The organism is Buttiauxella gaviniae ATCC 51604 (genome assembly GCF_001654835.1).
GTDB classification, from domain to species: domain Bacteria; phylum Pseudomonadota; class Gammaproteobacteria; order Enterobacterales; family Enterobacteriaceae; genus Buttiauxella; species Buttiauxella gaviniae.
Genome location: NZ_LXEP01000044.1, coordinates 61,539 through 84,244, shown reverse-complemented (window position 1 = coordinate 84,244; position 22,706 = coordinate 61,539). Strand labels below are relative to the sequence as shown.

The window sequence follows — 22,706 nt, the reverse complement described above, 5'->3', positions numbered from 1 at the left end:
TCTGTGCAATCGTTGTGTCGGATGTCGCTGCGCTAATTCGACCTACGAACGGCCTTTTTTGAGGGTTTGTAGGGTGGATTAGCGCAAGCGACATCCACCGATTCACATCATCTAAAATGTTGCCCAGTTATCGTCTTCGTCTATAACCGTTTTAGCCGCCTTAGCGGTAGATTTTGGCTTTTCAGGCTGAGTTTTTACAACGTTGGGCTGACGGCTTAAACGAAATGTTCCTACAGCGGTAGTCAGGCGTGCCGCCTGCTCCTCGAGGGAATTCGCCGCAGCGGTTGCTTCTTCAACCAGTGCAGCATTTTGCTGCGTCACATTATCCATCTCGTTTATCGCGATTCCGACCTGCTCAATACCACGGCTTTGCTCATCCGATGCCGCCGCAATTTCTTGCATGATATTGGTGACACGTCGCACCGCGCCGACAATATCCGTCATAGTTTCGCCTGCATGAGCGACCTGGCTTGAGCCACTATCAATGAGCGATACCGATTCGCTAATAAGCCCCTCAATTTCTTTGGCAGCTTGTGCACTGCGCTGTGCCAGGGTGCGTACTTCGGTTGCGACTACCGCAAATCCGCGCCCCTGCTCGCCAGCCCGCGCCGCTTCAACCGCTGCATTGAGCGCCAGGATATTGGTCTGGAAAGCAATGCTGTTGATGACCGCAGTTATCTCGGAAATTTTCTTCGAACTGGTAGAGATATTGGTCATGGTTTTCACAACACTTGAGACAATGCGCCCACCGTCACCGGCTTTGTGGGAGGCTTCTTCGGCAAGCCTGGTCGCGTGATGGGCGTTATCTGCATTCTGTTTCACCGTGGCCGTTAACTGCTCCATGCTGGCCGCCGTTTCTTCAAGTGCCGCTACTTGTTGTTCAGTACGCGCCGACAAATCGGTATTACCGGCAGAGATTTCGCTGGTGCCCTGATAAATCGCCTCGGCCCCCATACGCACTTCGCCAACCGTATTCACCAATGAAACCTGCATATCCTGCAAGTTCTGATTCAGTTTGCCGATTTCACTCTTGCCGAAAGATTGCAATGGCTGGGTTAAATCACCTTTGGAGATATGTTCGATGCGCGTTGCTGCCTGTTGCAGAGGTTGAATAACCACGCGGCGTAACACGACAAAGGTAAATATCGTCAGAAGCAGCGCGATTGCAAATGCGCATGCCATAACCATCACACTTAAATGTGAGCGGGCCAGGGCTTGCTCATGAAGTGCAACTGCACGCTCGGTACGAATCTTCGCCGCTTGCTCTAACACCTTGTTGTAGTCGGCATCCAGCTTGCGGGCTTCTTCATTTTCATGATTGATGATGGCCTCAAACATGCCGTTTTTGGCATATTTCATCATCGGCGCCATACCTTTATTCAGGTAGTCATCAAAGCGTGCGCGCAACTGACTATCCAGTGCTTCACCCGCCTCCACTTTGTCGGCACGATCCATATAAATATCGAAACTGGCCTGTGCTTGTTTAATCAGCTTTTCTGCCTCAGCGATATTAAATTTCATATCATCCATGTCGGCCACACGCCCAGCGGCCCCTGCATGAATGATATTCAGTCGCGCGCTACGCAAATTGGTAGAGCTTTCCGAAAGCCCAATCCGCACCTGGATTTCGTTGGTCACGTCCTGTAGCGCTTTGTCGCTCTGGATCAAAAAATAGCTCGCAAGCCCTACACATAAAGCGAACAGCACTAAAATTCCAACCAGAATAGAGGTAAACAGCGGCACTAATCGGATGTTGTGCCAGAAACGAACAGCCCCTTGTGGGGAGATTTTTGTAGTTGCCATGTCCTTGGTTTCTCTTTTTGTAAAAAGGTGTTTCTGTAAAAGAGTCATCGGCCATGAAATACAAAAGATTGAACAAAAAGTTGTCGTTTTGTGGAGGGGTTAACAAATCATCGATGAATAGTTATACAGATCACAGTTTAGCCCTGAAATTAGTAAGGCTTACATTCAGGTTAAACCGGAGTAAACTGACTGTAACAGTAAATGGCGTAACCGCGTGCGGTCGCTCAAAGGACAACAATTAAGCGTTATGAAATTTAAATCTGCAATCAAACCCTATCGCGCTGCAGCCGGTGGCTGGGGCTCTCTTGAAGCAACTACCCGCTTTGTTATCGACAGCAAACATGCCATAAAAAACCTGCGCAACCTGATGCGCATGAACAAAGCCAAAGGGTTTGACTGCCCAGGCTGTGCATGGGGCGATGACAATAAAAGTACTTTTAGCTTCTGCGAAAATGGTGCGAAAGCAGTGACATGGGAAGCAACTCGCCGTTTTATCGATAACGAGTTTTTTGCTAAACACAGTGTCAGCAATCTGTATCAGCAGAGCGATTATTTCCTTGAGTATCAAGGACGATTGACTGAGCCGTTGCGTTACAACCCGCAGACTGACCATTACGAAGCAATTAGCTGGGATGACGCACTGGCGCTTATCGGTCGGCATATTAAAGCACTGGATAATCCCGACCAGATGGAACTGTACACCTCAGGACGCGCCAGTAACGAAGCGTCTTATCTGTACCAGCTATTCGGTCGCATGATGGGAACCAATAATTTCCCAGACTGCTCGAATATGTGCCATGAAGCCAGCGGCAGCGGGCTTAAACGCAGCATTGGCGTCGGCAAAGGCACCATTCATTTAGATGATTTTGATAAGGCCAACGCCATTTTTGTGTTTGGCCAAAACCCCGGTACTAACCACCCACGTATGTTGCATAGCTTGCGTCACGCTGCTGAAAATGGCGCACAAATTGTGACCTTCAATACCCTGCGTGAACGCGGTCTTGAACGTTTTGCCGATCCGCAAAAGCCATTAGAAGTGGTGACACCACTGGCCGGTAAAATCAGTAGCTACTATTACCAGCCGAATCTGGGCGGTGATATGGCAGCGATTCGCGGTATGGCAAAAGCGCTGCTGGAAACCCATCGTCAGAAATTTGAGAACGGTGGCACGGGTATTTTCGATGAAACCTTTATTGCTGAACACACTCATGGCGTGGACGCATGGTTTGCTGAAATCGACAACACATCCTGGGAGCACATTACCCATCAATCTGGATTGAGCGAACAGCAACTACGTGATGCCGCGACTATCTGGCAGCAGGCCGAACGTGTGATTTGCACCTGGGCAATGGGCATTACCCAGCACAAACACTCCCTGAACACCGTACGTGAAATCGTTAATCTGCAACTTCTGGGTGGCCATCTCGGAAAACCTGGTGCGGGCCTGTGCCCAGTGCGCGGTCACAGTAATGTGCAGGGCAACCGCACGATGGGCATTGATGAAAAACCATCGGCTGCATTACTTGATAGTCTTGCCGCACATTTCGGTTTTGAACCTCCGCGCGCGCAAGGCCATAACACCGTTGAAGCTATTGCGGCAATGCTACGTGATGAAGTCAAAGTCTTGATTACACTTGGTGGCAATCTTGCAGCAGCCGCACCAGATAGCCCTCGCACCGAGGAAGCTCTGCAACGTTGCGGCCTGACGGTACATATCAGCACCAAACTTAACCGCAGCCATGTCGTACCCGGCAAAGAGTCACTAATTTTGCCAACGCTTGGGCGTACTGAAGAAGATATGCAGGCCAGTGGGCGGCAGTTCATCACCGTTGAAGACTCATTCAGCATGGTGCACGCATCTGAAGGTATCGGGAAACCGATTGCTGCAACACAGCGTTCAGAAACCGCCATTGTTTGCGGGATTGCTAACACGGTTCTGGGGCAAGAAAAGCTCGACTGGCTGGCATTATCAGCGGATTACAATCTGATTCGCGACCATATTGCGGCCACCCTTCCAGGCTTTAAAGATTTTAACCAACAATGTGAAAAACCAGGTGGTTTCTACCTTGGTAACGCAGCGGCGGAATTACGTTTTAATACCCCAACGGGGAGAGCAGAATTCAGCGCGGCCCCTCTTCCAGAATCATTATTTGGTGATTTAAAAGCCCCGTTTGCGCTGCAAACTTTACGCTCGCACGATCAATATAACACCACAATTTATGGGTTGGACGACCGTTATCGCGGTGTTTACGGCCAGCGTGAAGTCCTGTTTATTAACCCGGAAGATCTTGCGGCACTTGAGTTGCACGAGGGTGACCTGGTAGATATCGAAACGATATGGAACGATGGCATCTCGCGCAAAGTCAGCGGTTTTAAAATCGTGCCTTACAACATCCCACGCGGCAATCTGGCAGCCTATTACCCTGAAACGAACCCATTGGTTCCTCTGAGCAGCGTCGGCGACGGCACCGGGACACCAACGTCGAAATCAGTACCGGTAAAAATTTGCCGTACTGCTCCTGTTGAAAGCCTGCGTATAGCTTAAACCTCCAGTTCCTGTGCATTTGTCGGGTAGCCCACGCCACCCGACCTCTCAACCCATTACGCTACCAACTCGCAATAAATGCGAGATTTTCCATTAACAACTTTGCAATACCATAACGGAAGATTATGATACCCCAGCATTAACCATTTGGTTCATTATGCGTAGATTGCTTTCGAGTTAACGCTAAGCACAGTCACCATATGCGTTTTTGTTTATACCAAAAGGTACAAATCAGACGATCTCCTGCAACAAGGAGACGTTGTTGCATATGAAGCTGAAGGAACACGCTTCAACAGGAGAATGTTATGGCAAATCTTAATCCCCCGCGCGGCCTGGCTCTTGGGCTGCTGTGGGTTCTTGGCGGGTTAATGGCACTTATTGGCCTCGCGATCGGTATTGGCGGGGCTTATTTAGTTGCCCTTGGCGGCAGCTGGTATTTCTTGCTGATGGGCATTGTGATGCTCATTTCCGCCATTTTGATTATCAAGAAGAAAATCGCCGGGGTGGTGCTCTATAGCCTGGCATTCGTCTGCTCAATATTTTGGGCGATTAGCGATGCCGGCTGGGACTTCTGGCCGCTGTTCTCGCGCCTGTTTACCTTTGCGGTGCTCGCCTTCCTGGCTGCCATTGCGTGGCCCATTTTACGCACAGCCAAAAGCACGGTTCCGGTAAAAAAAGGGCCGGCCTATGGCATTGCCGCTTTGCTCGCGGTTTGTATGTTGGTAAGCGCAGGCTGGATGTTTGTGCCGCAGGTGCAGGTTGCCGCCAATGAAGACGTCCCGGTAAAACCCGTCGCACCTGATGAAGTACAAAAAGACTGGAAGCATTGGGGTAACACAACCCATGGCGATCGTTTTGCCGCTCTTGATCAAATCAACAAGGGTAATGTCTCGGAGTTGCAGGTAGCCTGGACTGCGCACACGGGTGATATACCCCAAAGTAACGGCTCAGGCGCTGAAGACCAGAACACACCGTTACAGGTTGGCGACACACTTTTTGTCTGCACACCGTACAGCAAGGTTCTGGCGCTGGATGTCGACTCAGGTAAAGAAAAATGGCGCTATGACAGCAAAGCCACTGCACCAAACTGGCAGCGCTGCCGTGGTTTAGGCTATTTCGAAGAAACGACTCAACAGGCTGCTGCTACTCTTGCCGAACCAGCGCAGCCCGCAGCTTGCCCTCGCCGCCTGTTCCTGCCTACTACCGATGCGCGCTTAATTGCGATCAACGCTGATAACGGCAAGCTGTGCGAAGACTTTGGCGACCACGGTACGGTCGACCTGAAAGCTGGCATGGGTGAAGTTAAACCGGGCTATTACCAGCAAACCTCTACACCTCTTGTTGCAGGTAACGTGGTGGTAGTTGGTGGCCGTGTGGCAGATAACTTCTCCACCGGTGAGCCTCCGGGTGTGGTACGCGCTTATGACGTTCACACCGGTAAACTGGCGTGGGCATGGGATCCGGGTAACCCGGCAATTACCGGTTTACCGCCAGAAGGACAGACCTACACACGTGGCACGCCAAACGTATGGTCAGCCATGTCTTATGACGCAAAACTGGGGCTGATTTATCTGCCAACCGGTAACGCCACGCCTGACTTCTTTGGCGGTACGCGTACTGCACAGGACGATAAATACAGCTCATCTATTGTTGCAGTTGAAGCAACAACGGGCAAAGTGCGCTGGCATTTCCAGACTACCCACCACGATTTGTGGGACTTCGATTTACCCTCACAGCCACTGCTTTATGATTTACCAGACGGTGAAGGCAGCACTACGCCAGTGATTGTGCAGACCTCTAAACAGGGCATGATTTTCATGCTCAACCGCGAGACTGGTGAACCGGTTGCGAAAGTCGAAGAACGTCCGGTTCCGCAGGGCAATATTAAAGGCGAACGCTATTCAAAAACCCAGCCGTATTCAGTCGGGATGCCAATGATTGGCAACGAAACCCTGACAGAATCGGATATGTGGGGTGCGACACCAATCGATCTGCTGATTTGTCGTATCGAGTTTAAAGGGATGCGCCACGAAGGGGTTTACACGCCACCGGGCCTTGACCGCTCCTTGCAATATCCAGGTTCGCTGGGTGGGATGAACTGGGGCAGCGTTTCTGTTGACCCAAATAACAGCCTGATGTTCGTCAACGATATGCGTCTGGGGCTGGCGAACTATATGGTTCCACGCGCCAACGTGGCGAAAAACGCCAGCGGTATCGAGATGGGTATCGTTCCAATGGACGGCACACCGTTCGGCGCAATGCGTGAGCGTTTCCTCTCTCCACTGGGTATTCCATGCCAGAAACCACCGTTTGGCACCATGTCGGCAGTTGATCTGAAATCCGGGAAAGTCGTCTGGCAGGTTCCGGTGGGTACGGTACAAGACACCGGGCCACTCGGGATTCGTATGCATTTACCGATTCCAATCGGGATGCCGACGCTGGGTGCATCGCTGTCGACTCAGTCGGGCCTGTTGTTCTTCGCAGGTACGCAGGATTTCTATCTGCGTGCGTTTGATACTGCAAACGGCAAGGAAATTTGGAAATCCCGTCTGCCTGTTGGTAGCCAATCAGGGCCGATGACCTATGTGTCACCAAAAACCGGTAAACAATATATTGTGATTAACGCAGGCGGTGCACGTCAGTCTCCTGACCGTGGTGATTACATCATTGCTTACGCGTTGCCAGACGCGAAATAAACCATAAAAAAACGGGTGCTTATCGCACCCGTTTTCAGTTACTTCACATCCACCTGATAGAAAATGTGCTTACCAAATGGGTCGACTTCATAGCCGGTCACTTCTTTGCGCACCGGTTCGAAAATCGTCGAGTGCGCAATCATCACCGCAGGCATTTGATCATGCATCATCTGCTGTGCTTCTTTATAAAGTGCGACGCGTTTTTCGTGATCGCTTGAAGTACGGGCTTCAAGAATCAACTTATCAAACGGCTTATAACACCATTTTGCCGAGTTGGAACCGCCATCCGCTGAACGACAAGTAAACAGTGGGCCGAAGAAATTGTCCGGATCCCCTGTGGCCGTGGTCCACCCCATCAGCGCCGCCTGGTGCTCGCCACTTTTCACACGTTTTAAATACTCGCCCCACTCAAAGGTGACAACTTTTGCCGTGACGCCAATTTTCGCCCAGTCAGCCTGAATCATCTCCGCCATACGTTTAGCGTTAGGGTTATATGGGCGCTGTACCGGCATTGCCCACAGATCGATGGTCAGGCCATTAGCAAAGCCCGCCTCTGTGAGTAACGCTTTGGCTTTTTCCGGGTCGTATTCGTAATCTTTGAGCGAATCATCAGCACTCCACACACCTGGTGGCAGCAGATTTTTTGCAGCCGTTCCGGTGCCACGGAATACCGCGTCAATAATCGCCGGCTTGTTAATAGCCATTGCCAGCGCCTGGCGCACTTTCACATTATCCGTTGGTGCTTTTTGGGTATTGAATGCGAGGAAACCAGTATTCAACCCCGCTTTTTGCATCAGGTTGATGTCAGCATTTTCCTTCATGCGCGGCAAATCGGCTGGATTTGGGAATGGCATCACCTGGCACTCATTTTTCTCAAGCTTTGCTAGACGCACTGAGGCGTCCGGGGTAATGGAAAATACCAGCTTGTCTATTTTTGCCTTTCCCTGCCAGTATTCAGGGAATGCGGTGAACAGAATACGTGAGTCTTTTTGGTACTGCGCCAGGCGGAAAGGCCCGGTGCCGATAGGGTCCATATCCACACGCTCTGGAGTACCTGCTTTTAGCATCGAATCAGCGTACTCGGCGGAAAGTATCGAGGCGAAATACCAGCCAAGGTCAGCAATAAATGGTGCTTCTGGGTGAGTCAGCGTGAAGCGAACGGTATTATCGTCAACTTTATCAATCGAGGTAATTAATTTGCCAAACTCGAGACTTTCAAAATTGGAATAGTTTCCGTTAGAAACGTTGTGATAAGGATGTTTTGGATCTTTCTGGCGCATAAACGAAAAAATGACATCGTCAGCGTTAAAATCACGGCTTGGTTTAAAGTATTTATTGCTCTGGAATTTCACCCCTTTGCGCAGATGGAAGGTATAAACTTTGCCATCTTCGCTAACATCCCAGCTTTCTGCGAGGCTTGGCTGTAACTCGGTAGTGCCTACTTTAAAATCCACTAAGCGGTTATAAACCGGTACGGCGCTCGCATCAACACTGGTTCCCGATGTATATAACTGCGGGTTAAAGTTTTCCGGTGAGCCTTCGGAGCAATAAACTAGTGTTTTAGCTGCAACAGTAGAACTGACTGTCAGCGCGGCTATTATCAATGCAAGTTTTGTGGTTGTTGTTGTGATGGAAGTTTTCATGCCTGCCCTATTATTTATAATTTTCACCCAGGATAGTGCTTGTACAAAGCGACTTAATAAATAACATTAAAAGTCGATTTCAAACAAATGAATATATCCAGTAAAGAGGAAGTCATGGCATCACAACTCTCAGAACAATTAACGCAACGTTTCTTCCGTTATCTGGCGATCACCAGCCAAAGCCAGGCTGGTGCCAACACCCTACCAAGCACTCCAGGTCAACATGAAATGGCACAATTGCTGGCAAGTGAACTCCGCGAACTCGGTCTTGACGATGTGGTTATCGACGAACATGCCACTGTTACTGCGGTCAAAAAAGGCACGATTGACGGCGCGCCACGCGTTGGGTTTATCACACACATCGACACCGTCGATGTCGGGCTGTCGCCGGATATTCACCCGCAAGTGCTGCGCTTTAACGGCGAGGATCTTTGCCTTAACCCACAACAAGATATCTGGTTGCGCACCGCTGAACACCCGGAAATTTTGGCCTATCCAAACGAAGAGATCATTTTTAGCGATGGCACCAGTGTGCTCGGCGCAGATAATAAATCTGCCGTAACCGTGGTGATGACGCTACTGGAAAACCTGACGCCTGAGATGAAGCACGGTGATATTGTCGTCGCCTTTGTACCTGATGAAGAAATTGGTCTGTGTGGCGCAAAAGCCTTAGATTTGGCCCGTTTTGACGTTGATTTTGCCTGGACTATCGACTGTTGCGAATTAGGTGAAGTGGTATATGAAAACTTTAATGCCGCACATGCTGAAATTCGTTTTACAGGTGTGACCGCGCATCCGATGTCTGCAAAAGGCGTCCTGGTGAACCCGCTATTAATGGCGCATGATTTCATCAGCCATTTTGACCGCCAACAAACGCCGGAAAATACCGAAGGCCGCGAAGGATATATTTGGTTTAACGGCATGAACACCACGCAAAATGACGCCATACTGAAAGCCAATATTCGTGATTTTGATACTCAGAATTTTGAAGCGCGTAAACAGCAATTACGCGATGTAGCCGAAAAAATTGCCGCGCAACATCCAACCGCAAAAGTAGATGTATCAATCAGCGATACCTACAGCAATATCAGTAATGCCATCAAAGACGACCGTCGGGCAATTGATTTAATTTTTGACGCCATGAAAGAGTTGAATATCGAACCTAAGATCATTCCAATGCGTGGAGGCACCGACGGCGCTGCCCTTTCTGCAAAAGGGTTATTAACGCCAAACTTCTTTACCGGCGCGCATAATTTCCATTCTAAATTCGAGTTTTTATCACTACGCGCATTTGAAGCTTCTTATAACGTGGCGCTGAAGTTGTGTTTGTTAGCGGCTAAATAAGTCTGATCTTTGGCAACACGGTGGATGAATCCGCATTCATCCACCTTACGAAAAGAATAATGGCTATACGCCGTTAATCGATGCCCCTCCGTCCACTAAGGACGCGGTGCCCGTCACAAAGGAAGATTCATCAGACGCGAGCCATAATACCGCTCGCGCTATTTCTTCTGGTTTCCCTACCCGTTTGAGCGCGTGCAACCCGGTAATGAATGCCTGCGATTCCGCCGTATCATTCATATCGCGATACATATCGGTATCCACCGCGCCCGGTAAAACTGAATTAACGCGAATATTTTGCGGGCCATATTCGGAAGCTAATGCCTGCGTCAACCCAATTAACCCGGCTTTGCTGGCGGCATATGAGGCGACTTGTGGGAATGCGAAGGAATAGCCGACGAACGTAGACGTAAAGATCACTGAGCCACCGCCGTGTTTGAGCATTTCGGCAATCTGGTGTTTAGCTCCGAGGAAAGATCCAGTTAGGTTGATGGCAACCGCATTGGCAAACCCTTCCGCTGAGACTTCAGTGCTCGGGCCATTTTCACCTAACGTCCCCGCATTGTTGAAGGCAATATCGAGTCGCCCCCACGTTTCCACCGCTTTCGCTACCAATGCTTTGGCGTACGCTTCTTCGCGCACATCACCGCTAACTGCAACGGCGTCACCACCGGCAGCCTTGATTTCATCAACCAGCTGAGCCAGTTCGGCTTCTCGTCTGGCACCGACGACCACTTTTGCACCTTCAGCGGCGAACAGTTTGGCGGTGACATATCCGATGCCAGAACTGGCTCCGGTAACAATGGCAACTTTATCGGCTAATCGTTTCATGAGAGGACCCCAGTGGAGCGGTCAGAATTTGACCGCTCATGGAGTATAGAAGCGGAGTTGGGCTTACGCCGTAATCTGATCCATCGCCTGCAAAATTCGCTTATCAGAAATCGGATAAGGCGTACCCAGCTGTTGAGCAAAGAAGCTGACGCGCAACTCCTCAATCATCCAGCGGATCTCCTGCACGTCTTCGTCAACCCGGCGCGCTGGCGGCAATTTATTCAGCCACTGCTGCCAGGTTTGCTGCACATGCTCAACTTTCAACATTTGCACACGGTCGCGGTGTGGATCGACGGCCATTTTCTCGAGGCGCTTCTCAATAGCATTCAGATAACGCAGCGTATCACCAAGGCGTTTGTAGCCGTTTCCGGTAACAAAACCGCGATAAACCAGGCCGCTCATCTGCGCTTTCACATCCGACAGACCCAGCGCCATGGTCATATCCACGCGCCCTTTCAGCCGCTTGTTGATATTGAAAACAGCCGTCAGGATCTGCTCGACCTGTTTGGCAATTTCCACCACGGTTTCGTTGAGTTCTGCACGCACTTGCTCATGCAAAGCCGCAAAGCCCTCTTCGCTCCAGACCGGGCCGCCCGCTTTCGCAATCAGCTTGTCCACACCGCAATAAATGCAGTCATCGATCAAATCCATGACTTTGCCGTACGGGTTGAAGTACAGCCCGAGTTTGGCTTTATTCGGCAGTTTTTCATGCAGGTATTTAATCGGCGATGGAATGTTCAGCAGCAGTAAACGGCGCAAACCACGCCACATCGCCTGCTGCTGTTCGAGCGGGTTATCAAACAACTTGATTGCTACGCTCTCTTTTTCATCCACCAGCGCCGGGAATGCCTTCATGCGGTAATTGCCGCGTTTCTGCTCGTAGCTTTCCGGAAGCTTACCAAAGCTCCAGATATGCAGGCCGCTTTGTTCAATACCGTCATCGGCAACCGCCGAGAGCGTTTGCTGGACTTTATCTTTCAGGCCGCCTTTTAACTCGGTGAGGTCTTTACCCTCTTTGAGCTTTTTATTGTGCTCATCGACGATGCGGAACGTCATTTTCAGGTGATCGGGCACCTGATCCCAATGCCAGTCTTCGCGGTCGATAGTAATGCCCGACATGCGGCGGAATTCACGCTCTAAACTTTCCAGCAGCGGCAATTCCAGCGGTGTGGCGCGGCCTAAAAAGGCTTCGGCGTAGTTCGGCGCCGGCACAAAATTGCGGCGTATCGGTTTTGGCAGCGATTTAATCAGCGCAATCACCAGTTCACGGCGCACACCTGGAATTTGCCACTCAAAACCGGCCTCTTCGACCTGGTTTAACAACGGCAGCGGGATATGCACCGTCACACCATCGGCGTCAGCACCTGGTTCAAACTGGTATGTCAGGCGTAGCTTGAGATTGCCCTGATGCCAGAAGTTCGGATAGTCGAGCTTGCTGACTTGCTCTGCACCCTCTTTGATCAACATGCTCTTTTCGAAATTGAGCAGATCCGGCGTTTCTTTGCTGGCCTGTTTCCACCAGTTATCGAAATGACGTGCAGAAATGACGTCATGCGAAATGCGTTGATCGTAAAACTCAAACATCGTGTCGTCGTCGACCAGAATGTCGCGGCGACGGGATTTATGCTCAAGCTCTTCAATTTCATTGCGCAGCTTAAGATTGTCGCGGAAGAACGCGTGGCGCGTCTGCCAGTCACCTTCCACCAGCGCATGGCGAATAAACAGCTCGCGACACAGTGCCGGGTCAATCTGGCTGTAATTGACGCTGCGCGCCGCAACAATTGGCAAACCGTAGAGTGTGACTTTTTCGGTTGCCATCACCGCGCCCTGCGATTTCTCCCAGTGCGGTTCGCTGTATGAACGTTTTAATAAATGTTGCGCCAGCGGCTCTACCCATTCCGGGTCGATGCGGGCGGCGATGCGCCCCCATAGGCGGCTGGTTTCTACTAGTTCGGCGACCATTGTCCATTTTGGCGGTTTCTTGAATAAACCGGAGCCAGGGAAGATAGAGAAACGGGCGTTACGCGCCCCGGTGTATTCCTGTTTATCGGCATCTTTCTGGCCGATATGGGAAAGCAAACCGGTCAGCAAGGCACAGTGAACGGAACGGAAATCCGCAGGTTCGCTGTTAATCGGCAAGCCCAGCTCTTTCACCACCTGGCGCAATTGGGTGTAAATATCCTGCCATTCACGCACACGCAGGTAGTTCAGATAATCGAGTTTGCACTGGCGACGGAACTGGTTCGACGACAGCTCTTTTTGCTGCTCGCCAAGATAATTCCACAGGTTCACAAAGCTAAGGAAATCAGACTCTTTGTCCTGGAAGCGGCGGTGTTTTTCATCCGACGCCTGCTGTTTGTCCATCGGGCGTTCACGCGGGTCCTGAATCGACAGGCCAGCGGTGATGATCATCACTTCACGCACACAGCCAAATTTCTGCGCTTCCAGCACCATACGCGCAAGACGCGGGTCGACGGGCAGTTGTGCAAGCTGACGGCCAGAAGGCGTCAACTTGTAGACGCTGAGATCGGCTTCGCTGGTAATCGCGCCAAGTTCTTCAAGCAGGCGCACACCGTCCTGAATATTGCGTTTATCCGGCGCTTCCACAAACGGGAACGCGGCAATATCGCCAAGGCCAAGCGACGTCATCTGTAAGATAACGGACGCAAGGTTAGTACGCAGAATTTCCGGGTCGGTGAATTCCGGGCGTGACAGGAAATCGTCTTCTGAATACAGACGAATACAGATCCCGTCAGAAACACGTCCACAGCGGCCTTTACGCTGGTTGGCCGAAGCTTGCGAAACCGGCTCAATTGGCAAGCGCTGCACTTTGGTACGGTAGCTGTAACGACTGATACGCGCGGTACCCGGGTCGATAACGTATTTAATGCCAGGCACCGTCAGCGAGGTTTCCGCGACGTTGGTCGCCAGCACAATACGCCGCCCGACGTGCGACTGGAAGACGCGGTTTTGCTCACTGTTCGACAAACGTGCATACAACGGCAGCACTTCGGTGTGCGGCAAATTCAGCTTGTTTAATGCATCAGCGGTGTCACGAATTTCGCGCTCGCCGCTCATGAAAATCAGAATATCTCCGGCACTTTCGTGGCCGAGTTCATCAACTGCGTCGAAAATAGCCTGCAACTGGTCGCGATCGGTATCGTCAGCATCTTCAACTATCGGGCGATAACGCACTTCCACCGGATAAGTACGGCCAGACACTTCGATGATTGGCGCGTTGTTGAAATGGCGCGAGAAGCGCTGCGGGTCGATGGTCGCAGAAGTGATGATGATTTTCAGATCCGGGCGACGCGGTAATAACTCACGCAAATAACCCAGCAGGAAATCGATGTTCAGACTACGTTCGTGCGCTTCATCGATGATGATGGTGTCGTACTGCATCAGCAGGCGATCTTGCTGAATTTCCGCCAGGAGAATGCCGTCGGTCATCAGTTTGACCATGGTGTTTTCACTGACGTGGTCAGTAAAACGCACCTTATAACCAACACAGCCGCCCGGCTCTGTTTGCAACTCTTCGGCAATACGGTTGGCAACAGTTCGCGCTGCAAGGCGGCGAGGCTGCGTATGGCCGATCAGCCCTTTAACGCCACGCCCCAGTTCCATGCAGATTTTTGGCAGCTGCGTAGTTTTACCCGAACCGGTTTCACCCGCCACGATAACAACCTGGTGGTCACGGATAGCGTCGAAAATGTCCTGTTTTTTCTGGCTTACAGGCAGGTTTTCTGGGTAGGTGATTTTTGGGCGCGAAGCTTCACGCAGCAGAACCTTACCGGCGGCGGAGTCAATCTCTTGCGCCAGTGAATCAAGCACAGCTTGCTGCGATTCAGGATTTTTCACCTTCTTCGCACCATGTAAACGGCGCGAGAAGCGTTGTCTGTCGCGTAGCATTAAGCCATCGAGGCGAGAGAATAATGAGGACAGTGAGGGTTTTATGTTTTCCATTACGTAATCATCACGGCAGCGCACTGCCTGGTAAGTCTGTATCGTCAATTAGCGCTAGATTAGCACATCACGCCTTTTGACGCCTTGTTCAATAAAATCGAACATTGAGTTCGATATATTGCGCTATCACTGCAATCGGATTGTGAATAAAGTACTTCACAGCGAACGGGCAATCAGTCCCGAATGAACACAACAAAGGAATCACCCATGAGCAAAGTATTAGTCCTGAAGTCCAGCATCCTGGCAGGTTACTCACAGTCAAATCAGCTGTCTGACTATTTTGTAGAGCAATGGCGTGAAGAGCATAGCGCAGATGAGATTACCGTGCGTGATCTGGCTGCTAACCCAATTCCAGTACTGGATGGCGAGTTGGTCGGTGCGTTGCGCCCAAGTGATGCGCCACTGTCACCACGTCAGCAAGAAGCTCTGGCGCTGTCTGACGAACTGATCGCTGAGCTGAAAGCTCACGACGTGATTGTTATCAATGCACCAATGTACAACTTCAACATTCCAACACAGTTGAAGAACTATTTCGACCTAGTAGCCCGTGCTGGCGTGACTTTCCGTTACACCGAAAAAGGCCCAGAAGGTTTGGTAACCGGCAAACGTGCTGTGGTTCTGACCAGCCGTGGCGGTATTCACAAAGATACCCCAACCGATCTGTTGGTTCCGTATCTGAACCTGTTCCTGGGCTTCATCGGTATTACCGATGTGAACTATGTATTTGCTGAAGGTATTGCTTACGGCCCAGAAGTGGCGACTAAAGCGCAAACTGACGCGAAAGCGGCAATTGATAGTATTGTTACTGCCTGATTTCGAAACAACGAGGCTGATGGCAATCATTTGTTGTCAGTCGGACTCGCGCCAGCGACATCCGACGCCATAGCCACAAAAGGTGGATTTTGCTCACGCTAATCCACCTTTCAATACCGCTTTAATATCCCTTGTCAGCAACTTCCGCTTTTAATCTTTATGCCAGAAAATTCAACTCAAGCAATTTTTGTTCAAGCAACACCCTTTCCTCACCTTGTATTGTTCGCAGTGGAAAAGGCAAGCATGGCGTTTGTACACGCCCCTGTAGTTCGGCAACAGTAGCTATCACGCGCAAACTTCCGTAACGGCGATAAAAACCCCACAGTGCTTCAAGTGCGCTATCAAGCTGCTTCACTCTGACTTCATCACCTGCCTGAGCCGCACAGGTAATCAGGCGTGAATATTGCGGGAATAGCCCGGCCCAAACGGAATACCAAACTTCACAACCGCAAAGCAAGCCGCGAGCAGAATGAGCATCGCCACTTATCCCAATCGTTACACTGGCGGGAATTTTACTGCGTATTGTGGCTATCTGCCTGGTTGCACCGTCATATTCGCCCGGCAAATTCCCGAGATTTATCGAACCTACTTTCGGCATGCTGGCGATGGATATCAGCAGTTCAAGGGTAAACGAAAACCCGGTGGTCGCTGGGTTGTCATAAACACAAAGTGGAATGGATAATTCACGGGTTACGCGATGGTACAGTTCGTAAACTTCGTCGCCATTGAGTGGCTGGTAAGACAATGGAGCCAGCAACACACCACTCACTCCAGCCTTTTGCACAGTATCGATAGCTAACGCGCGAATTTTCGAGAGCCTATCACGCAGCAAATGACTCCAAAAGTCACCATCACCATTTGCTGACTCACTGTCTCATGAAGCAGTGTCGCCGAAAGCGCCAGGCCAAAGAATGGCTGTAGCAATTGTAGCTGTCCAACCGCCGCGATACCGCCGATTGCCAGCCCTTTGTACCAGAAGATAAAACCAATCAACATGCTAAAAACAGACACGTAACCGAGCCCCATCCAGGCCTGAGCACCAATAGTACTAAACGTGTCCGGCATCGTCATGATTGACGCTATCAGCATAAAGGGAAGCGAAATAACTAAAGCCCAGCTGATAACTTGCCGGCCCCCCAATTCCCTCGAAAGCATCGCCCCTTCCGCATAACCAAGCCCACACACCAGTACAGAAGCCAGCATTAATAAATCCCCCGTTATCGACAGGGAGGCATTCTGATAAAGGGCAAAGCCCGCCACCATCAGACTCCCCATGATGGAAAAAACCCAAAACGCCAGCTGTGGGCGTTCATGACCACGAATAACACCAAAGATGGCCGTAGCCAGTGGCAAAAGGCCAAGAAAAACGATGGAGTGAGCAGATGTTACATATTGAAGTGCCACGGCTGTCAGCAGTGGGAAACCGATAACTACGCCAAATGCGACAATGACCAATGAAAAAATCTGTGCTCTCTGAGGACGCTTTTCCCGGCAGATCAAAATAAGGATTAGCGCCAACATGCCCGCGATAGAGGCTCTGATAAAGGTCAGGAAAAATGGATTGATATCCATCACGGCCAGACGAGTTGCAGGGAGAGAACCGCTGAAAATAATTACCCCAATCAGGCCGTGTAGCCATCCTGATAATGCTCCGGACCTTGCTTTACTCATTGCTGAATTGACCACACTTACCCTCATGCTCTCAGGAGAAAAGAGAAACAACGATTCTTGTTTCATAGACAGAGTGGATGATAATCGCCACAATCCATGACAATCAAAATATTGTCATGGATACATTCAATGAAAGCACGATATAAAGCGCTGGTTGATGAATACGCAACGGCGATTCGGTCAGGCACATTACCGGCGGGAACACGTCTGCCTACACACCGGGCGTTATCGACTGAAAAGCGCATATCGCTCGCGACGGCAACACGGGTTTATGCAGAACTGGAGTCCATGGGGCTGGTCAGTGGCGAAACGGGGCGCGGGACTTTTGTCAGGGAAATATCGTTGCCAACCGGCCACGGTATTGATCAGCAAGGCATTGCAACAGATATGCTTGATCTCAACTTTAACTACCCCGCACTTCCTGAACAGACTGAACTGCTGCGCGAGGCGCTGCGCCAGCTTACGACTTCTGGTGACCTCGAAGCGTTGCTTCGTTACCAGCCACATGCGGGCAGACACAGCGACCGGGAAGCAATAGCGACACATCTCGCAGGCACAGGAATGACGCCTGATGCCGCTGATATCCTGATTGTAAACGGCGCCCAGCATGGCCTGGCCGTAAGCATCATGGGGCTTCTCAAGCCAGGTGATGTCGTGGCTGTCGATGCGTTGACTTACTCAGGATTTAAAACGCTTGCGGTAACGTTTAACCTCGAACTGGAAGCGATTCCTGTTTCAGCCCATGGGCCTGACCTGAATGCATTAAGGAAATTGTGCCAGCGCAGGCGTGTGCGAGCGCTTTATACTATGCCCACTTTGCATAACCCTTTAGGTTGGGTTCTTGATGATGTGCAGCGCCAGGATCTGGCCGACATTGCCCGAGAATATGACTTTCTGCTGCTGGAAGATGCTGCCTACGCTTACCTTGTCAGCCACGCACCCCGACCATTAGCCTGCTTTGCACCGGAACGGACGATTTACATCACGGGTTTTTCCAAAAACATTGCAACGGGGCTGCGTGTAGGAACGGTGGTTTGCCCTCCCCGCTACCATGCGAGCCTGGAACGTGCGATTCGTGCCACGACCTGGAACACGCCATTGCTGATGACGAGTATTGTTTGTGGCTGGATAAAGGAAGGTACGGTCAGCAGACTGGAATCACTAAAACGGGAGGATGCCCAAAAACGTCAGAGCATGGCTCGTGAGCTGCTTGCACCGCTAGCGTACATCAGTCATCCAGCCTCCTATTTTATTTGGCTGCCGCTGGCAGAAGAAGTGCGTGCAGAAAGTGTGGTACGCAGACTGCTGGATAAAAATATTTCAATTTCCACCGCAGAGCCTTTTAGCACCTCACAAAACGTGCCACATGCCATTCGATTGGCTCTGGGTTCAGTGAGCGAAGAAAATCTTCGCCAAGCGTTAATTACCGTGCGTGAAACCATTGAATATGAACAATATCGCTGAACAAAAACAGAATAATTACAGCAGCATAAATATTAATAAAAAAGAAGAAACCAAAAAAGAAAGCCCAAACCATTCTGTATACACTAATGCAAATGCAAATAGGCAGTTCATCGCCCACCAAAAGAAAATACGTTTACGCAAACCATTCCAGTCATATTGCGGATAGCAAATCTTCAAAATAAAAATAGTGATCGTTGTAAGAATAATCATAACGTTATCATCCGTGAAACGCAGGCACTCTCAATAAATGAGATAAGTTAAATCTCATTCCGTCCAGGAATAAATGAATGGCAATATTAACCCTATGGATATTCTTTTGCAATTAGTGCGATTTAATAAAAACAATCAACGCTTATCAATAGGTTAGGGTTTACCCGAATACAACCAATAATTTTGATGAATGTAATTACATTTATATATATGGAAATCAGATTATCTATGCGGGTTTTATAAGGGAGTTAAAAATAAAATGGGCGGTATCACACCGCCCATTTTCTTACACTTCAGCCAACGACTTAGCCAATTAACGGCTGTGCTGTTTTCTCCACCAACGCCAGCAGGACTTTAATATCCTCAAGCGTAACGGTCGGATTCAGCAGAGTCAGCTTCAGGCAAGTCACGCCGTTATGCTCAGTCACACCTACGTTTGCACGGCCGGAGTCCAGCAACGCATCACCAATTTTCTGGTTCAGCAGTGCTATTTCTGCGTCGCTATTAGAAGCCATTTGCTCAGGACGGAAACGGAACAGAACGCTCGCCAGTTGTGGTTTCATCACCAGTTCCAGAGACGGCTCGTCAGTAACGTACTGCGCAACTTCTTGTGCAAGTGTCACACCATGATCGATGATCGCGGCGTATTGCTTCTGACCTAAGGCTTCAAGACCCATCCACAGTTTCAGTGCGTCGAAACGGCGCGTCGTCTGCAAAGATTTAGATACCAGGTTTGGCACGCCAGCGGCTTCATCGAACTCGGAGTTCAGATAAGCCGCCTGATAGCGCATCAACTCGTAGTGGCGCGCTTCTTTAAGCAAGAAAGCACCGCAACTGATGGTCTGGAAGTATTGTTTGTGGAAGTCCAGGGTGATGGAGTCCACTAACTCAATACCGTCCAGATAGTCGCGATATTTCTCGGACATCAACAACGCACCGCCCCACGCTGCATCAACATGCACCCAAATCTGGTGCTCTGCTGCCAGGGTGGCGATTTCACGCAACGGATCAATTGCGCCAGCATCGGTAGTACCCGCTGTTGCAACAATCGCCAGGATCTGTTCGTCGTTAGCCTGAGCCTGCGCCAGTTTCTCGCGCAGATCGTTAATATCCATACGCGCGAATTCGTCAGTTTTCACCAACGTCACTGACTGGTAACCGAGGCCCATTAAAGCCATGTTCTTCTGCACTGAGAAGTGCGCGTTTTCAGAACACAGGACTTTAATCTTTTTCAGGTTGCCGACCAGGCCATCTTGCTGGATGGAGTGGCCCTGGCGCGCAAAGAACGCGTCACGAGCCAGCATCAGGCCCATCAGGTTGCTCTGGGTGCCACCACTGGTGAACACGCCAGCATCGCCTGCCTGATAACCCACTTGAGCACGCAGCCATTCGATCAGCTTCATCTCAATGATGGTCGCAGACGGGCTTTGGTCCCATGAGTCCATGCTCTGGTTAGTGGCGTTGATCAACACTTCTGCAGCCTGGCTGATAACCAGACTTGGGCAATGCAAGTGCGCGACACACTGCGGGTGATGCACCGACAGGCTGTCTTTTAAGAAGTATTCGATCGCACGCTCAATAGCGACCTGGTTGCCCAGGCCCTGAGGATTAAAATCCAGTTGAATGCGTTCACGCAGTTCAGCAACAGATTTACCCTGATACATCTCAGGTTGCTGCAACCATTGCACAACAGCCGCGCTGGTCTGTGCAATGGCCTGCTGGTAGGCTTCAGTGCTTTGCGCTGAGCCTGCCAGGATAGGATTTAATTCAGACATCGAGGTCATTAACTCCACTCAAACAGGCTTGATGCCAGCCGCTAACAGCGCCTGCTCAAACTTATCGAGGAAAATAGCCAGCTCATCATTAGTGATAAGCAAAGATGGTAGCAGACGCAGCACGACGCCATTACGGCCACCACGCTCCAGAATCAGCCCTGCTTTGAAGCAGTTTTTCTGCAGCAATGCGGACAACTCAGCATCAGCTGGGTAGCAACCCATATGATCTTTGGCTTCGTTTGGTTTAACGATCTCAATACCGATCATCAAGCCCAGACCACGAACCTGGCCAATGACCGGGTAACGTTTTTGCAGCTCAGCCAGTTGGCCTTTCAGCCACTCGCCCTGTGCTGCAACTTTGTCAGCAATCTTGTTTTCGGTCAGATGCTTCAGAGTTGTCAGACCGGTTGCCATCGCCAGTTGGTTACCACGGAAAGTACCGGTGTGGTGGCCAGGTGACCATGCATCAAACTCTTTCTTAATACCCAGAACAGCCAGTGGTAAACCACCACCAACCGCTTTAGACATAACAATGATGTCCGGCTCGATACCAGCATGTTCGAAGGCGAACAATTTACCAGTACGGCAGAAGCCAGCCTGAACTTCATCGATGATCAGCAGAATACCGTGTTCTTTGGTGACTTTGCGAATACGTTGCAGCCACTCAACAGGCGCCGGATTCACGCCACCTTCACCCTGAACCGCTTCCAGAATGACTGCCGCAGGTTTGCGCACGCCACTCTCAACGTCGTTGATCAGGTTTTCGAAGTAGTAAGTTAATGCTTTCACGCCAGCTTCACCGCCAATACCCAGCGGGCAGCGGTACAGGTGCGGATAAGGCATAAACTGAACTTCAGGCATCATGCCATCAACCGCTTCTTTCGGTGACAGGTTACCTGTTACGGAAAGTGCGCCATGAGTCATGCCGTGATAGCCGCCGGAGAAGCTGATGATGCCTGAACGACCGGTAACTTTCTTAGCCAGTTTCAGTGCCGCTTCAACTGCATCCGCACCGGATGGACCGGTGAATTGCAGGCAATATTCTTTACCCTGACCAGGCAATAAAGAGAGAAGATATTCAGAAAACTGATCTTTCAACGGAGTTGTAAGATCCAGTGTATGTAACGGCAAGCCGCTGGTAATGACATTTTGGATGCTTTGCAGCACGTCAGGATGGTTATGCCCAAGAGCAAGCGTACCCGCACCGGCCAAGCAATCAAGATATTGATTATTCTCAACATCAGTGATCCAAACACCGTTGGCCTGCGCAATTGCTAAAGGCAATTTACGTGGATAACTTCTGACATTCGATTCAAATTCAGCTTGACGCGCCAAATAGGTTTCATTGTTACCATTGAATGAATTTGCACCTAAACTATCAATACGGACTTTATCCGTCATCATATCTCTCCCACAGCTGCCGGTTCGTTAATTTGGCAGTTGAATTAATGAATGTAGAAAAACTGAGCACCATGTAAAAAACGCCGTCAATATAGGTTCTTTTTACTCTCTACTCAATATTTTATTTTGTGAATGTCTGTATGTTGCCCTAATGTTTTTATCTTGTACTTATTTTATGAAAATCAGTGCGTTATCTACACTACAGCCACTTGTGCTGTATATTTGCTTTTGAGTGGTCATTAACTTCGCATATTTACATTTTTACAGCCAAATGATTCAATGCGCGCACTTTCAGTATGAGATGCAAACAGGTACTGTCACGTAAATCCTACTTAACGGATATGACACTTTATGAGGGCCTTTTTTCTTAATTGAAAATGTACTTAAAAAATATAGGGTGAATATTTTAAATAGAATAAAAACCAATCACTGGTTTTAAATTAACCTGCTGAGAAAATAAGCTTTTTATTTCAGATGCTATATAAATATACGTTAATAGCGTCTAAACGAGACCTACATTCAAAAGTATGACGGTTACAACCTTACGTTA

13 protein-coding genes are annotated in these 22,706 nt (G+C 50.0%); 5 read left to right on the top strand and 8 right to left on the bottom strand.

The features are described from left to right. Positions 1 to 111 precede the first annotated feature (111 nt). Positions 112 to 1,803 carry a methyl-accepting chemotaxis protein gene (locus M977_RS21390; protein ID WP_064518763.1) on the bottom strand — a complete coding sequence of 564 codons (1,692 nt, stop codon included), beginning with the start codon at positions 1,801 to 1,803 and terminating at the stop codon, positions 112 to 114. Between the two features lie 247 nt (positions 1,804 to 2,050). Here M977_RS21390 and M977_RS21385 point away from each other — a divergent pair, with 247 nt between their 5' ends. Then, entirely contained in the window at positions 2,051 to 4,348 is a 2,298-nt protein-coding gene (locus M977_RS21385; RefSeq protein ID WP_064518762.1) for an FdhF/YdeP family oxidoreductase, read from the top strand. 305 nt (positions 4,349 to 4,653) lie between these two features. Continuing rightward, positions 4,654 to 7,044 carry a glucose/quinate/shikimate family membrane-bound PQQ-dependent dehydrogenase gene (locus M977_RS21380; RefSeq protein ID WP_064518761.1) on the top strand — a complete coding sequence of 797 codons (2,391 nt, stop codon included), beginning with the start codon at positions 4,654 to 4,656 and terminating at the stop codon, positions 7,042 to 7,044. 38 nt (positions 7,045 to 7,082) lie between these two features. Here M977_RS21380 and M977_RS21375 read toward each other — a convergent pair whose 3' ends face one another. Continuing rightward, a complete protein-coding gene (locus M977_RS21375) occupies positions 7,083 to 8,687 on the bottom strand; it encodes an ABC transporter substrate-binding protein (protein ID WP_157092105.1) in 1,605 nt (534 codons plus the stop codon). Positions 8,688 to 8,801: 114 nt separating this feature from the next. On the opposite strand from M977_RS21375, the gene pepT reads away from it, so the two are divergent. After that, a complete protein-coding gene (gene pepT / locus M977_RS21370) occupies positions 8,802 to 10,031 on the top strand; it encodes a peptidase T (protein ID WP_064518760.1) in 1,230 nt (409 codons plus the stop codon). 63 nt (positions 10,032 to 10,094) lie between these two features. On the opposite strand, the gene M977_RS21365 is transcribed toward pepT, so the two are convergent. Both M977_RS21365 and hrpA read right to left on the bottom strand, forming a co-directional pair. Further along, positions 10,095 to 10,859 (bottom strand): SDR family oxidoreductase, encoded by a 765-nt coding sequence (locus M977_RS21365; protein WP_064518759.1) that lies wholly within the window; start codon positions 10,857 to 10,859, stop codon positions 10,095 to 10,097. Between the two features lie 63 nt (positions 10,860 to 10,922). After that, positions 10,923 to 14,822 carry an ATP-dependent RNA helicase HrpA gene (gene hrpA / locus M977_RS21360; RefSeq protein ID WP_064518758.1) on the bottom strand — a complete coding sequence of 1,300 codons (3,900 nt, stop codon included), beginning with the start codon at positions 14,820 to 14,822 and terminating at the stop codon, positions 10,923 to 10,925. A 207-nt stretch (positions 14,823 to 15,029) separates the two neighbouring features. Here hrpA and azoR point away from each other — a divergent pair, with 207 nt between their 5' ends. Continuing rightward, entirely contained in the window at positions 15,030 to 15,635 is a 606-nt protein-coding gene (gene azoR, locus M977_RS21355; RefSeq protein WP_064518757.1) for an FMN-dependent NADH-azoreductase, read from the top strand. 157 nt (positions 15,636 to 15,792) lie between these two features. Here azoR and M977_RS21350 read toward each other — a convergent pair whose 3' ends face one another. Beyond that, entirely contained in the window at positions 15,793 to 16,467 is a 675-nt protein-coding gene (locus M977_RS21350) for a dihydrodipicolinate synthase family protein (protein ID WP_074392092.1), read from the bottom strand. Next, a complete protein-coding gene (locus tag M977_RS21345; protein WP_064518755.1) occupies positions 16,431 to 17,321 on the bottom strand; it encodes a DMT family transporter in 891 nt (296 codons plus the stop codon). The genes M977_RS21350 and M977_RS21345 overlap by 37 nt, the downstream gene beginning before the upstream one ends. A gap of 114 nt (positions 17,322 to 17,435) precedes the next feature. On the opposite strand from M977_RS21345, the gene M977_RS21340 reads away from it, so the two are divergent. Further along, positions 17,436 to 18,770, top strand: coding sequence for an aminotransferase-like domain-containing protein (locus M977_RS21340; RefSeq protein ID WP_064518754.1), 1,335 nt, complete (start codon positions 17,436 to 17,438; stop codon positions 18,768 to 18,770). 515 nt (positions 18,771 to 19,285) lie between these two features. Here the strand turns inward: M977_RS21340 and M977_RS21330 are convergent. Then, positions 19,286 to 20,755 carry a pyridoxal phosphate-dependent decarboxylase family protein gene (locus tag M977_RS21330; RefSeq protein WP_064518892.1) on the bottom strand — a complete coding sequence of 490 codons (1,470 nt, stop codon included), beginning with the start codon at positions 20,753 to 20,755 and terminating at the stop codon, positions 19,286 to 19,288. A gap of 18 nt (positions 20,756 to 20,773) precedes the next feature. Next, entirely contained in the window at positions 20,774 to 22,159 is a 1,386-nt protein-coding gene (locus tag M977_RS21325) for a diaminobutyrate--2-oxoglutarate transaminase (protein WP_064518752.1), read from the bottom strand. Between the last annotated feature and the right edge of the window lie 547 nt (positions 22,160 to 22,706).

Bases quoted from the DNA above. Each gene is read 5' to 3' on its own strand.
- M977_RS21330 (WP_064518892.1), bottom strand. From the start codon at position 20,755: ATGTCTGAATTAAATCCTATCCTGGCAGGCTCAGCGCAAAGCACTGAA.
- azoR (WP_064518757.1), top strand. From the start codon at position 15,030: ATGAGCAAAGTATTAGTCCTGAAGTCCAGCATCCTGGCAGGTTACTCA.
- M977_RS21385 (WP_064518762.1), top strand. From the start codon at position 2,051: ATGAAATTTAAATCTGCAATCAAACCCTATCGCGCTGCAGCCGGTGGC.
- M977_RS21390 (WP_064518763.1), bottom strand. From the start codon at position 1,803: ATGGCAACTACAAAAATCTCCCCACAAGGGGCTGTTCGTTTCTGGCAC.
- M977_RS21380 (WP_064518761.1), top strand. From the start codon at position 4,654: ATGGCAAATCTTAATCCCCCGCGCGGCCTGGCTCTTGGGCTGCTGTGG.
- hrpA (WP_064518758.1), bottom strand. From the start codon at position 14,822: ATGGAAAACATAAAACCCTCACTGTCCTCATTATTCTCTCGCCTCGAT.
- M977_RS21365 (WP_064518759.1), bottom strand. From the start codon at position 10,859: ATGAAACGATTAGCCGATAAAGTTGCCATTGTTACCGGAGCCAGTTCT.
- M977_RS21340 (WP_064518754.1), top strand. From the start codon at position 17,436: ATGAAAGCACGATATAAAGCGCTGGTTGATGAATACGCAACGGCGATT.
- M977_RS21325 (WP_064518752.1), bottom strand. From the start codon at position 22,159: ATGATGACGGATAAAGTCCGTATTGATAGTTTAGGTGCAAATTCATTC.
- pepT (WP_064518760.1), top strand. From the start codon at position 8,802: ATGGCATCACAACTCTCAGAACAATTAACGCAACGTTTCTTCCGTTAT.
- M977_RS21375 (WP_157092105.1), bottom strand. From the start codon at position 8,687: ATGAAAACTTCCATCACAACAACAACCACAAAACTTGCATTGATAATA.